Raw genomic sequence first — 13,550 nt, 5'->3', positions numbered from 1 at the left:
AATTCGGACTTGATCGACTCATGCACGTATAAAAAACCATGAGATTATTATTGATACAACTCCTGCCTTTGGAGGAAAAGAAACTGGACCGGATCCGTTGAGTTTGGTATTAAGTGCTCTAGCCGGTTGCGAAAACATCGTTGCAAATCTCGTAGCGAAAGAAATCAACTTCGACTTGCAAGGCATTGAATTTGATATCCGGGGTGAATTTGACCCGCGCGGGTTGATGGGGGATCCAAACGTTCGCCCATACTTTGAAAAAGTGACCATTCATGCGAAAGTAAAGACAAGCGAATCTGAAGATCGACTAAAGGAACTGCAGGAAATAACTGATTCTCGCTGTCCTGTTTATACAACACTTAAAGCAGCAGGTGTTGAACTGGAATCAAATTGGGTGAAAGCGTAACATATACTCTATTTTTTGTAGGTATGTTTGTGTCGCATTTTCGAGACACAAACATACCTACTTTTCAATCCGACGACACAAACTTACCTAAATAAGCGATGCTGATAACCTATATCGGGTTGAGCGTCTCATACAATTCATTTGTTCGTAAGGAGTATAGTCATGGAGATTACACTTACAGGAAAAAAAGCAATCATCAGTGGGTCAACGACAGGTATCGGCTACGCTATCGCAAAAGGACTAGCCGAGTCTGGGGCTTCAGTGCTCGTGAATGGGCGAAACGAAAAGCGTGTGACTGAAGCCGTGGAACGGTTGAAAAAGGAAGTTCCGGGAGCTGAGGTGTATGGTTTTGCCGCTGACTTGAGCCACACAGAAGGTGTAAGCCAATTGATAGCCTATTGTCCAGAGGCAGATATTCTGGTGAATAACCTGGGGATTTTCGAGCCAAAGCCTTTCTTTGAGATAACGGACGAGGATTGGGAACAGTATTTTCAGGTAAATGTCATGAGTGCTGTACGTCTTTCCCGTCATTACGCTCAGGGTATGGTGAAAAAGGGGTGGGGGAGAATCCTTTTCAATGCAAGCGTTACTGCAGGTTTTATTTCGGGTGAAATGGTGCATTATGGTGCAACCAAGACAGCATTGTTAGGGCTCTCGCGTGGCCTTGCCGAAAGCGTGGCTGATAGGGGGGTCACAGTCAACGCGTTCATTCCCGGTCCAACGCTTACCGAAAGAACGGATGATTTTATGAGAAGAAATTTTGCGGAGTCTGGAAAAACCTTTGAAGAAGCGGAAAAGGAGACGTTCCAAACCTATTTGCCCACTTCCTTGTTGAAACGTTTCATCAAGCCGAAGGAGGTGGCTGATCTCGTAGTATTTTTGGCTTCAGAACAGGCTTCTGCAATTACGGGTGCAGCACTGCGGGTAGATGGCGGAATCGTACGTTCCATTTTATAGCCCTGAGTAATGGGGGATCGCCCTGGCTACTTTCGTGCTCGACCATGTCACCCTTAGAGGAATAGCAAATTCATTGGGCCTGTGGTTCAATGAAAAGCAAGCAAGCTCGTGTAAGTAGAAAATGGAGCGGGAAAAACCCACCGCGAGATAGGTATGGCTCCTGTCTCGGTGGGTTTTCTCCATGTTAATGATCCGCTTACTGTGGCGGATGTCCGCAGCTTCTGTCCAATGAGTCTTTGTCGTTGCCCAGATTAAAACTCCTAATTGACGGATAAAACCACAAACTCTCTATTCAATCCGGTACATCGGTCTTCACGTTCTCGACACTTCGTAAAAATATCGGCAAGCTCGATTAAACGTTGAATTGCTGCATCATCTCTTCAAGGTTTGTTGCAATTCCAGATAAAACAGAAGCCGAATCTGTAATTTTTTGTATTGCAGATAATTGTTCCTCAGACGCAGCCGAAATGTTCTGTGTACCAATCAAAGCCATATCTTGTGTTTCGGTGATTTTCTGCATGGAAGTGGTAATGTGGTGTGAATGTTTCACCATATCTGATACAGCGATGGATACCGTTTTGATTTGATGCTCCACGTGCTCGATCGATTCTTGGATCCGGTGGAAGGATTCGCCTGCTTCCACTACAACATCCATTCCAATAGATGCATCATTAGTAACGGTTTCCATCATTGAAACGGCTTCTTGAATCTGATGCTGGATCGAAGTGATGTCTTCAGCGATTTGTTTAGCTGATTCTTCCGATTGACTGGCCAGCTTCCTCACTTCCGCGGCAACTACTGCGAATCCTCGCCCTTGCTCTCCTGCCCGCGCAGCTTCAATCGCAGCGTTGAGTGAAAGGAGATGCGTTTGAGAAGCGATCTCCTGAATAACAGTAACAATAAAACGGATTCGCTCTGCCTGCTCAGATAAAGAATAGACAGCTTGAGAGGATGCAGACACGCTTTCATGAATCGTTCGCATCTGTTGGACGGCCCTGTATATGGATGCACTACCTTTATCAGCAACAGAAGAGGTATCCTGCGACAGAGTAGCTGCAGTGGAAGCGCTTTGTTCAATTCTCTGCATGTTTTCATCCATTCTCCTAAATGCAATGGAGGCCGAATTTACGGAGTTCGATTGATTCTTCATACCGGAAGCGAGTTCCTGCATGGTGGTTGCCATTTGGCTCGATGCCTGGGTCGTTTCTTCTGCATACGCATTCAATTCCTGTGCAGCTAACGAGACTTGAGTGGCCATTTCTCTGGTCTGTAACACCAGCGATCGAAGGTTGGCAATCATCCGATTGAATGTATGGGCCAACTCACCCACTTCATCCTTCGTTGTCACCGTGATCGTCTTGCTCAAATCTCCATGACCGTCAGCAATATCTTTTAGCTGACGATTGACTTCGGATAAAGGGCGGATTGAACGAATCAAGCTGATGCTGGATAGCACTCCAAAACCTATACACAGTCCGATCAAAACCAGCATAAGGATCTGTGTTTGTTGGGCCGATCGATGTAAAGCTGCCATACGACTATCCAGTTGTTTTTGCTTATCGTTCAAAAACGACTGGACAATGGGATCAAGCTCTTTACGTGCCTTGCGCTCCTGATTAAAATGCACCGATTTGGCCTGCTCAGGTTGGCCGGCATTATAGGCCTGGATGACTTGATTGCTTGCTTTTAAGTAGGCATCATAGTGGTTAGTCACTTGATCCAGAATCGATTGATCATGATCATCAAGCTGCAATCCTTTTAGTTGATTTATGTAGAATTCAAGATCCGTTTGTTTATCTTTCATTTCCATGGGATAGCTTTTATCTCCAGTGAGAAGGAATGCTCTCTCGTCATTGGAAAGTCCTGCGAGACGAAACTGAATCGCTTTCAGATCAAAACAAATCGTTTGATCCGTATGTATCAGCTGTTCATAAGAAGACTGTAGGCGTTTCTCAGTTACGATAGTTGCACCGCAAGAAACCACTAGAATGCCCATTAAAACGGAAAGGCTCAGCACTATCTTCGATTTGATTTTCATCTTGTGGCTCCTCTTCTATTTAAAGTTTTAATATGTGTTGTATTTTAGATACTTTGGAAAGAGAGGTCAATCTATGGGAATATTTATGAAAGGAATCACGGAACGGATTCCTGCTCCTGTTAATTATAGAAATGTGAAGGATTTTCCAAATGCCACTTTTAATATGTAAGAAAGGGAGGTTTCAAATGGACCAGGGCTATCCCTCTACCTAGTCAATTTCAATGGTTTTTACTTAGAGTTCGTCGATGTGCAAAGTCTGAGGAAGATTCTTGGGTATTAGATGATGATCTGAGAAACGATTTTCCGAAAAAGGGGAACGAGCAGCTATGGTTTATCGTGTTTATGCAATGGATTTTTCCTTCTATAACTCAATGGGAATTTACAGCTTCGAGGTACGGTGCGAGATGCTGAAAGAGATCGGATACGATGCAACGCATTTGTCCATCTGGCACGGAGAGCGGTGGCGGGACGCGGAGAAGCTCAGCAGCGTCAAGCAGAAATATGGGCTGGACGTAGCGGGTGTGTACGTCGTGTTGGATCTCTCATTAGGAGAGAGCCATCCGAGAAATGAGGGCATCCTGAAGCTGTTGGAGACACTCGAGGGGTGTCGACTGTGGAACTGGCGATCCAATCCGTAGGAATGCATCTGCGCCCCTCAGACCCGGCGGGTGACGACATTGCGGTGAAGTGGTTGGAAAAGGCGCTCAAGATTTGCGAGCGGCGAAACATCGATATTCTGCTTTACACGCACCTATCCTTCTGGATCGAGCGCCACGAAGATGCGGTGCGACTGTGTCGCCGGATGAATCATCCAAATTTAGGTATCGTGTTCTGTGGCTACCACTGGTACGCCGTCGATGGGACAAACCTGCCGGCTACGCTGGAAGCGGTTGCGCCGTACCTGAAGCAGGCAAACTTGTCCGGTAGTCGTCGGAATCCACACGGTTTTGGGAACGTTGCGACGATCGAGCCGTTGGACGAAGGAGAGTTGGACAATTTCGCGTTGCTTGGACAGCTTAAAAAGATCGGTTTTAATGGAATGATTGGCTTTCAGGGCTGGAGTGAGGGGGGCGACGCCTATAGTAAGCTGAGTCGCTCGCTCAGAGCATTCCGTGACATGGAACGGCGGCTCGAGAGGCGGAATTGAAATTGCTTCCGTAAGCGCTGATAAAAAGAAAAGCACTTTCTCACCCTCGATGGGCAGAGAAGTGCTTTTTTTGTGTATGTAGCGAGAGCCATGATTCCTTTTCCGTTCGTGAGCCATGGCTTTATTTTTACATGGCTCATGTAATTGGTTACAAACATCATGGTTTATAAGGACGGAATGAATACATCTGGCGCAGGAAATATGCAATTTTGCATATGCATGTTTGCTAAAAATATGCAATAATACATATATTAAAAATATTCGAATCTGAAGGTGGTCCGTATGAATGATCTGTCCAAGCAACTGTATGAGTCTGAGCTTTTATTAAAGCACTTAATCGATAGTTCCTATGATGGGATTTACATTACGGACGGAAACGGACTTACGACCTGGTATAACAAGGCGTTTTTGCGAATCTCGGGATTGACACCCGCCCAATTGGATGGACATACTGTTTTTCAATTATTAGAAAACGGTTGGCTCCCCAATTCGGTGGTAGCCGAAGCCATCCAGAAACAAAAAACAGTGACCAGTCTCATTCATTATTTTAATGGTTCCGAGGGTTTGATCAGTGCCACTCCGGTTTTTGACGATGCGGGCCATTTGTTGCGTGTCATTGCAAATGTGAGGGATCTGACGGAATTAAATGAACTAAAACGACAACTGGATGAGACCCGTGCGTTAAACGAAGGCTATCGACAAACATTGCAAGAGGTTCAGTCGGCGGAACTGGAAGGTGGACAAATGATTTATCGGAGTCATGCCATGGAGAAAATTATTTCTTTGGCGAACAAAATTGCGTCCACGGATACTCCAATCCTTATTCTCGGAGAATCAGGGGTCGGAAAAGATGTGTTGGCGAAATATATACACTCGATCAGTGAACGTCATGATAAAGGAACTTTCGTGAAAGTGAATTGTGGAGCGATTCCCGAGCATCTGTTGGAATCCGAATTGTTCGGTTATGAGCCGGGAGCATTTACCGGCGCAGGCCGCCGGGGAAAAGCCGGTTTATTTGAAGTGGCAAACAAAGGAACTCTTTTCCTGGATGAGATCGGCGAAATGCCATTATCCTTGCAGGTCAAACTATTGGGTGTACTGCAGGACATGGAAATTCAAAGGTTGGGGGGAACCAAACCTATACCGATTGATGTTCGTATCATCGCCGCGACCAACGCTCATCTGGAGACTTTAATACAAGAAAAACGCTTTCGAAAAGATCTTTATTACAGAATTAACGTATTAACGATTCAAGTTCCTCCGCTCAGGGAACGCAAGGATGATGTTGTCGCTCTTTTGATGCACTTTTTAAATCAATTCAACGAAAAATACCGCACAAACAAGATTTTAACTTCCTCCGCCATCGACAAACTGCTTGCGTATGAATGGCCGGGCAATGTTCGCGAGTTGAAGAATATGGTGGAACGATTTATTTTGACGTCGGATAAGGATTCGATAGATGAACACCAACTGCCTTTTAATCTTTTGAGCTTTCATCGTACGTCCTCGGCCATTGTTAACGAACAGGACTTTACCCATTCATATCAAAGAAAAAAGCTGAAGGAACTTTTAAACGATCATGAAAAGCAAATTCTGAGTTGGTATTTGTCGAAATACCGTCCGTTAAAGCGATGTGCGGAGACGCTCGGCATCGATTTGGCCACCTTGGTTCGCAAGAAGAAAAAGCATGGCCTATGATTTGGCATAATATTTGCTTTAAAAACCTCCCAGAAAAGATTTCGGGGGGGATTTTTATGGACATTATTGGGAATCGTACGCTTCGCGATCTTCTGACGGAAAAAGTCACGCATCACCCGGACAAAACTTTTCTCGTATTTGAAAATCACAAGGAACGACTATTTGCTCTCACGTATCGAGAGTTCTCAGACAAAGTGTATCGACTTGCGACAGCCCTCCTTGAATTTGGGGTAAAAAAAGAGGACAAAGTCACCCTTCATCTGCCCAACTGCCTGGAATTTATGATTTCTTGGTTTGCGCTGGCACATATTGGGGCGGTCATGGTTCCGACCAACATCCTGTCAACCGAAGATGAGATGGAATTTATTCTGGGACATTCGGAGTCGGTATTGTTGATTACCGAGGAAGACTACTTGAACAAGTTCAACAATATCAAGGATGAACTGCCGCTTCGCGATTTTTGGCTGGCCCGTTATGAAGGTACCGAATATCTAGACAAAAGTTTGGATCGAATCATTGAACAGTCGAAAGGAGAAGTCCCCATCGTTCCGCTTCATTCCGAAGATGTGGCCGCCATCATGTATACGTCGGGAACAACGTCCCGTCCAAAAGGAGTACTCATCACCCATGCGAACTACTTGTATGCAGGAGAAGTGATGTCCAAATCCATTCGCTTAACACCTGACGACAGACAATTCATAGTGCTTCCTTTGTTTCATGGAAACGCGCAGTATTATTCTTCCATGTCAGCCCTCACCGTGGGCGCAAGTATGGCGATAACCGAGCGCTTTAGCGCTTCCAGGTATTTTAAACAGGCGAAGAGATTGGGAGCGACTGTCGGTTCTCTCTTTGCTGCGCCTATTCGGATGATTTTACGGCAAGAGTACGATCCGGCGGATCGGGATCACCATCTGCGCGTGGTTTGGTTTGCGCAATCGGTTACAGAAGAACAACTTGCGGCATTTGAAGAGAATTACAATACAAAGCTGTTGCAGTTGTATGGTATGACCGAAACGATTGGAACTCCCTTGATGAACCCGATCGATGGAGTGCGTAAGAACATGGGGATCGGAAGACCGGTTTTGGGATATGAAGTAAAAATTGTTGACGACTATGGGAACGAGGTGCCGCAGGGAGAGGTCGGAGAGTTGATTGTGAAAGGAGTTCCCGGAAGAACGTTAATGAAAGGATATTTTAACAATCCAGAAGCAACCGAAGAGGCGCTGAAGGACGGCTGGTTATATACCGGTGATAACGTCCGCGTGGATGAGGAAGGGTACTTTTTCTTTGTAGACCGGAAAAAAGACATGCTGAAACGAGCCGGCGAAAATGTGGCGGCCAATGAAATCGAATCGGTCATTATGCAACATCCGGCGGTATTCGACTGTGCCGTCATCGGAATTCCCGATGAGATACGGGATGAAACGATTAAGGCATACGTAGTATTACGTGAAGGGCATCAAGTGTTGCCGGATGAAATCGTATCGTTTTGTCAAACCAGATTGGCCAAGTTTAAAGTTCCGGAATTGGTGGAATTCGTGACGGAGCTGCCCCGTACCTCCGTCGGCAAGATACAGAAACATATTTTGAGAAAGATGCATCAGGAAGGAGCGAAAGTTCATGATTAAGAAAATCAATCACATCGCCGTCATCGTGGATGATATCGAAAAAGCCCTCGTGCCCTATCAAAAGGGACTGGGGTTAACCCCTTCCAACATCGAATATGTAGAATCGTATCACGTAAAAGTTGCGTTTATGCCCATCGGGGATACGCAGATCGAATTGGTGCAGCCATTGGGCGACGAGGGAGAACTCGTTGAATTTCTCCGCGCCACAGGAGGTGGACTCCACCATATCGCGATGGAAGTCGATGATATTAACGAAGCGATTCACCGAGCAGTTAGTTCCGGTATTCTTTTGAAAGATATGACACCGCGTCAGGGCGCACACAACTCCACCGTTGCGTTCGCGGAACGTGAATCTTTTAACGGGGTCGTGATTGAGTTGGTTCAACCTGCGAAGTAATCGGGCGCTACGCAAACGTCATCATTGCCATCTTTTGGTTCATACGGATTATTCGAAAACAAAAGACGGCTTTCGTTCCTCTTGCGCCGTTTTTGTTTCTGGGCTTTATCATCTGGAGTTTCGGGTTTCAAGCAAGTGCCTTATGCTGAATGATGGTCTGGGGAATTTGGCAGCTTTCGTTCAAGGCGCGACCCGTATTGGTGACGAAATCTTAGGTCTGAAAGCAGGTGATTGCGTAAAGTCATAAACGTCGAGATACTTCCAGTGGAGCCACTAAAAGAATTGAAGATATGTAGGAAGACATCCGATATATTAAAGCCATGGTACACGAACACCACGAAGATATTTGAAGATAAAGAACAAGGGAGCATAGATCGTATGCTTCTTTTTTTTCTTTTCCGCTCCTTTTATATATATAATTTTTTGGTAAAATTATATATATAAGGGGTGGGTCAAATGATGTCTTTTCGAAATCAATACTTGCAAAATCTATCTTATACCGGCTCAACTGTTAAATTGATCGCCAGAATACACGAATACAAGGGCAAGGAAACCCTATTCCAACGCCAAAAACCCGAAGTGTTGGAGGCGTTGCGTCAAGTGGCGATTATACAGAGTACGGAATCCTCCAACCGAATCGAAGGAATCACCATTGCAACGAATCGTTTGGAGCGTTTGTTGAAGGAGAGACTTGCACCTGAAAACCGATCCGAAGCAGAGATTGCAGGATACCGTGAGGTTTTAGATACGATTCATTCCAGTTATGAACATATCCGTTTGACTCCCAACGTCATCCTGCAACTCCATCGGGATCTCATGGAATTAGCCACGGGAGCGGGAGGGAGATGGAAGTTAACTGACAATGACATTCGGGAAAAGTTACCGAATGGTCAGGAACGCATACGTTTCACGCCGGTTCCTGCTTGGAAAACCGCCGAAGCTGTAGATGAGCTTTGTAGGCAATACAACATAGAACGGGATCGCGGGGAAGTCGAGGATCTCATTCTGATCGCTGCATTCGTTTTGGATTTTCTTTGTATCCATCCGTTCTCCGACGGTAACGGTCGGATGGCGAGACTTCTTACGTTATTACTGCTTTATCAGGCGGGGTATATTGTAGGACGATATATCAGTCTGGAAAAAGTGATTGAAGATACGAAAGAACAGTATTACGAAACCCTAGAGATCTCTTCTCAAGGTTGGCATGAAGGAAAACACAACATAAAGCCATGGTTGGATTACTTTCTGATGATGATTTTAAACGCCTACAAACGATTTGAGGAACGAGCCGGTATAGTCACATCGGATAAACGCGGTTGGAAACAAGAAAGAGTCAGAACAGTTGTTGAGCATATGATTGCGGATTTCACGGTTTCCGATGTGGAAGAACGTTGTCCGGGAATAAGCAGACCGACGATTACAAAGGTTTTGAATGAAATGGGGAAAGAAGGCGTTATAGAATGTATCGAACGGGGCAGAAATGCCCGGTGGAGAAAGGTTTAGCTCTTGTACGATGAAGAAGCGAATTCACCGCTGAGAAAAATGTTTATTGTTCAGGATATGGAAATGGAAACTACAACAAATGATGATACAATAGACGCATTATATAATCCCTGGCTCTAGAGGTGAAAGCATGAGCGAAGATGCTCTTTTTATCACAAAAGAATACGCGAAACGGTGGTGCGGGTCGAAAACGATATATGAACGCGGACTCTCTTATTATCAACAGGGAAGAGTGATCAAGCTCGATTATGATCCAAATAGCAATGCCTGGTACGCCACCGTTGCTGGAAATAAAGAATATAACGTAGAGGTATATATCATGGACGGATGTATCGATGCCTCTTGCGATTGCCCGGCATACGAAACATATTGGGCATGCAAACATATCGTTGCAGTGCTCCTGGGAATCGAACAAAGACAACGGTATGAAACGGGCAGAGCAAATGCGATAAAACTAGCTTCAAGACAGGGAGTAGACACTTCGGATCCACACATATACCGGCAAGCGGATCAGATAATTCGCACGTTTATGAATCGGTTCAATCCGGAGATCGAGGTGAAAGAGAGACAAGACAAAGAACCACTAAAGGTGGAGTATCATCTAAGCAAAAATTATGTCCCATATTCGCAATTGAGCCCAAAATTTCTCTCGATCGAGTTGAAAGTGGGAACAAAACGGACATACGTCGTGAAAAAGATCGGCAAATTCCTACAAAGTGTTGAAGAAAAAACAACTTGTTTTTTCACCAGCAAATTCGCCTATGATCCATCTGACCATTACTTTCTGGAAGAAGACCAAGAAGTCCTGAAACTTTTGCGGGAAATACAGAGAAATGAAGGGTTTTTCCGCAAGCAACGGAGTTATTACTATGGGAGTCATGAGGACGAGCGCTCACTGCTCATTCCTCCGATGATTGCGGATGAGCTTCTTTCGAAACTGCAGGGGAGAACAGTGGTATATGAGAATCATGATAACGTACGCTTTCAAACGGAACCCCAAGAACATAATTTCCCGTTACTATTTCGTTTGATGAAAGGAACGGGAGACGATTTCCAACTGGACCTGACCTCTTTGAAGGGAATCACCTTCTTTGAAGACTATGGGTGGCTCTTTCAAGAAGGGACGTTCTATAAATTACCCCCCGCCCAAAAGGATATTATGATCAAACTTGCTCCGTTTATGAATCCTGCCGGTGAGAGATTACTTCCGGTCGCTCGCAAACAAATGGAAACATTTGTATCCTATGTGATGCCCAGATTGAAAGAAATCGGTCGGGTGGAACTAGCAGAACAAGTGTCTGACCAAATAGTCAGTGTACCACTAAACGCCAAGGTATATATCGATCGAACAGATGAACGGTTATTTGTCAAAATCGAATATCACTATGGAAACATCGTCATCGATCCGTTTCGGCCGAAGGCGGCAAATGAATCCAAACAAGGCATGATTCTCTTGCGAGAACCGGAAAAAGAGCAAGCGATCATGAAAGTATTCGAAAGTATTCCCTTCAAGTATAACGGGAAAGAATGTTATCTTGAAGGTGATGACCAGATTTACAACTTTTTGTTCACAGTCGTCCCAAAACTTGAGCAAAAAGCGGAAATTTATATGACCCATGCTGTCAGAGCCTTGATTTCGGTCAAACCAAACACACCGGTGACCAAGATTGATGTAAATACGGACGGGAATTTGCTGGAGATCAGTTTTGGCATCGAAGGAATTGACGAACGAGAAGTCAAAAAGATTTTGCAATCCGTTGTGGAGAAGAAAAAGTATTATCGTTTGCCGGATGGCGCATTCTTGTCATTGGAAAACGAAGCATTTCAAACCATGAATCGTCTGTTTACGGAATTACACATCAATAAATCGCAGGTAAAAGCGGGAGTCTTGCAGCTTCCTGTGTATCGCGGCCTGCAGATCGATGAAATCGTCGGCGAAAGGGACAGGTATTCTGTCAAGCTAGGGAAAAAGTTTCGCCGTCTCATCCAGGATCTCAAAAATCCAGATACGATTGATTTTGCGGTACCGGAAACACTGCATGCCAAGCTCAGGGACTATCAACAGTTTGGCTTTCAATGGCTAAAAACTTTGGCTCATTATCGCCTGGGAGGCATTTTGGCTGATGATATGGGACTCGGAAAGACTTTGCAGACGATTGCCTATCTTCTCTCCGAAAAAGCGGATGAAAACAGAAAGGTACGAACGTCGCTCATCGTCGTTCCAGCATCGCTTGTTTATAATTGGAAAAGTGAATTTGAAAGATATGCGCCCGATGTAGATGTTGTGGTCGCCTATGGGACACCGGATGAGCGATTGGAATGTCTCCGCAGTTGTAACCCAGATGTGTTCATTACATCCTATCCGCTTTTGCGGCAAGACATTGAAGTTTATCAAGATATGGAGTTTGATTCGCTGATTTTGGATGAAGCACAGGCGATCAAGAATCATTCGACCAAAACTGCCGATGCCGTCAAAAAAATCAAGGCAACGAAGCGATTTGCGCTGAGCGGTACGCCGATCGAAAATTCCCTGGATGAACTGTGGTCCATTTTTGATGCCATTCTGCCCGGATTTTTTCAAAATCAGAGCTCATTCCGGAGTCTCTCGCAAGATAAGATCGCGCGGATGGTTCGTCCGTTTATCTTGAGACGGGTCAAACAGGATGTATTGAAGGAACTGCCTGATAAGATCGAAACCGTTCATCAATCGGACTTGACGAAGGAACAGAAAGAACTATACATCGGCTACCTCGAAAAAATCCAACAGGAAACGAAAGAATCATTGCAAACAGTAGGGTTTGAAAAGAGTCGAATGAAAATTTTGGCGGGATTGACGCGCCTCAGACAACTATGCTGCCATCCTTCTCTCTTCCTTGAAAACTATGACGGCAAGTCCGGTAAACTGGAACAGTTGACGGAAATCATTGAACATGCGCTTCAAAACAAAAGAAGATTGTTAGTATTTTCTCAATTTACAAGCATGCTCCAGATCATTCGGGAGGAACTGGAGGGGAGAAATATCGGATACTTTTATCTGGATGGACAAACGCCCTCCAAAGAACGCGTGGAAATGACAGAGCGATTTAATCATGGGGAAAAAGACATTTTTCTCATTTCGTTAAGAGCGGGAGGCATCGGATTGAATTTAACTGGAGCCGATACGGTCATTCTCTATGATTTGTGGTGGAATCCCGCCGTTGAAGAACAGGCTGCGGGTCGAGCCCACCGCATTGGACAAAAAAACAGCGTCCATGTGATGAAATTGATTGCGCGAGGAACGATTGAAGAAAAAATATACGAATTGCAACAGAAGAAAAAAGAGCTGATTGAACAAGTCATCCAGCCAGGGGAAACGGCACTTTCCAGCTTATCCGAAGCGGAAATCCGCGAAATACTGGGTATATAACATGATTTGATACAGGATGAACTCTTATTCACGCAAGCACTCATCTTCAAATTAGGCACCCATACCGCATGGGCGGCACCATCAGAGGATGAAAAGTTACTTATGCGGAGAAGAGGATGAAGTCTGCCACAAGCAACGGAGTGGCTTTTGGGTGGATGGTATCGCTTTGCAGCGCAGAGGTGAGTTGAAGGTCGTTCCGCAACTTCTGCTAAGAATCCGGGCGGAACGACCTTCTCCGAACCCAAGCGCAAAGCGATACATCCACCCAAGCACTAGCTTTCAAGTAATTTTAAAAGTCGATCATCCGAAAAATTTGACGAAAAATTTTTCTGAAAATTTTGATCACAAGAGAAGGAAATAATAGAATATT

The 13,550-nt window shown here is 44.9% G+C and carries 10 protein-coding genes; 9 read left to right on the top strand and 1 reads right to left on the bottom strand.

Going from position 1 to position 13,550, the window contains the following annotated elements; all coding sequences use genetic code 11:
* Positions 1 to 28: 28 nt before the first annotated feature.
* Positions 29 to 406 carry an OsmC family protein gene (locus tag DNHGIG_RS07005; RefSeq protein ID WP_282201373.1) on the top strand — a complete coding sequence of 126 codons (378 nt, stop codon included), beginning with the start codon at positions 29 to 31 and terminating at the stop codon, positions 404 to 406.
* 162 nt (positions 407 to 568) lie between these two features.
* The gene (locus tag DNHGIG_RS07000) at positions 569 to 1,363 is read left to right on the top strand and encodes an SDR family NAD(P)-dependent oxidoreductase (protein WP_282199001.1); all 795 of its coding nucleotides are present in this window, start codon (positions 569 to 571) and stop codon (positions 1,361 to 1,363) included.
* A 352-nt stretch (positions 1,364 to 1,715) separates the two neighbouring features.
* Here the strand turns inward: DNHGIG_RS07000 and DNHGIG_RS06995 are convergent, their stop codons facing one another.
* Positions 1,716 to 3,401 carry a methyl-accepting chemotaxis protein gene (locus tag DNHGIG_RS06995; protein ID WP_282199000.1) on the bottom strand — a complete coding sequence of 562 codons (1,686 nt, stop codon included), beginning with the start codon at positions 3,399 to 3,401 and terminating at the stop codon, positions 1,716 to 1,718.
* Positions 3,402 to 3,727: 326 nt separating this feature from the next.
* Between DNHGIG_RS06995 and DNHGIG_RS06990 the strand changes: the two genes are divergently transcribed.
* From DNHGIG_RS06990 to DNHGIG_RS06960, 7 genes are all read left to right on the top strand, one after another.
* Complete coding sequence (locus DNHGIG_RS06990; RefSeq protein ID WP_282198999.1) at positions 3,728 to 4,039, top strand: hypothetical protein; 312 nt, start codon at positions 3,728 to 3,730, stop codon at positions 4,037 to 4,039.
* Positions 4,015 to 4,548, top strand: a complete 534-nt coding sequence (locus tag DNHGIG_RS06985; protein WP_282198998.1) for a TIM barrel protein — start codon at positions 4,015 to 4,017, stop codon at positions 4,546 to 4,548. The genes DNHGIG_RS06990 and DNHGIG_RS06985 overlap by 25 nt, the downstream gene beginning before the upstream one ends.
* 282 nt (positions 4,549 to 4,830) lie before the next feature.
* A complete protein-coding gene (locus tag DNHGIG_RS06980; RefSeq protein WP_282198997.1) occupies positions 4,831 to 6,246 on the top strand; it encodes a sigma-54 interaction domain-containing protein in 1,416 nt (471 codons plus the stop codon).
* Between the two features lie 56 nt (positions 6,247 to 6,302).
* Positions 6,303 to 7,874 carry an AMP-binding protein gene (locus tag DNHGIG_RS06975; RefSeq protein ID WP_282198996.1) on the top strand — a complete coding sequence of 524 codons (1,572 nt, stop codon included), beginning with the start codon at positions 6,303 to 6,305 and terminating at the stop codon, positions 7,872 to 7,874.
* Positions 7,867 to 8,271, top strand: coding sequence for a VOC family protein (locus tag DNHGIG_RS06970; RefSeq protein ID WP_282198995.1), 405 nt, complete (start codon positions 7,867 to 7,869; stop codon positions 8,269 to 8,271). The genes DNHGIG_RS06975 and DNHGIG_RS06970 overlap by 8 nt, the downstream gene beginning before the upstream one ends.
* Positions 8,272 to 8,727: 456 nt before the next feature.
* Positions 8,728 to 9,774, top strand: coding sequence for a Fic family protein (locus DNHGIG_RS06965; protein WP_282198994.1), 1,047 nt, complete (start codon positions 8,728 to 8,730; stop codon positions 9,772 to 9,774).
* Positions 9,775 to 9,904: 130 nt separating this feature from the next.
* Positions 9,905 to 13,180 carry a DEAD/DEAH box helicase gene (locus DNHGIG_RS06960; RefSeq protein ID WP_282198993.1) on the top strand — a complete coding sequence of 1,092 codons (3,276 nt, stop codon included), beginning with the start codon at positions 9,905 to 9,907 and terminating at the stop codon, positions 13,178 to 13,180.
* Positions 13,181 to 13,550 lie beyond the last annotated feature (370 nt).

It is taken from the genome of Collibacillus ludicampi, assembly GCF_023705585.1.
Taxonomy (GTDB): domain Bacteria; phylum Bacillota; class Bacilli; order Tumebacillales; family BOQE01; genus Collibacillus; species Collibacillus ludicampi.
Note: the sequence above shows the minus strand (reverse complement) of the source record. Positions and strands in the feature narration are given on the sequence as shown.

Bases quoted from the DNA above. Each gene is read 5' to 3' on its own strand.
- DNHGIG_RS06960 (WP_282198993.1), top strand. From the start codon at position 9,905: ATGAGCGAAGATGCTCTTTTTATCACAAAAGAATACGCGAAACGGTGG.
- DNHGIG_RS07000 (WP_282199001.1), top strand. From the start codon at position 569: ATGGAGATTACACTTACAGGAAAAAAAGCAATCATCAGTGGGTCAACG.
- DNHGIG_RS06970 (WP_282198995.1), top strand. From the start codon at position 7,867: ATGATTAAGAAAATCAATCACATCGCCGTCATCGTGGATGATATCGAA.
- DNHGIG_RS06965 (WP_282198994.1), top strand. From the start codon at position 8,728: ATGATGTCTTTTCGAAATCAATACTTGCAAAATCTATCTTATACCGGC.
- DNHGIG_RS06980 (WP_282198997.1), top strand. From the start codon at position 4,831: ATGAATGATCTGTCCAAGCAACTGTATGAGTCTGAGCTTTTATTAAAG.
- DNHGIG_RS06990 (WP_282198999.1), top strand. From the start codon at position 3,728: ATGGTTTATCGTGTTTATGCAATGGATTTTTCCTTCTATAACTCAATG.
- DNHGIG_RS06975 (WP_282198996.1), top strand. From the start codon at position 6,303: ATGGACATTATTGGGAATCGTACGCTTCGCGATCTTCTGACGGAAAAA.
- DNHGIG_RS06995 (WP_282199000.1), bottom strand. From the start codon at position 3,401: ATGAAAATCAAATCGAAGATAGTGCTGAGCCTTTCCGTTTTAATGGGC.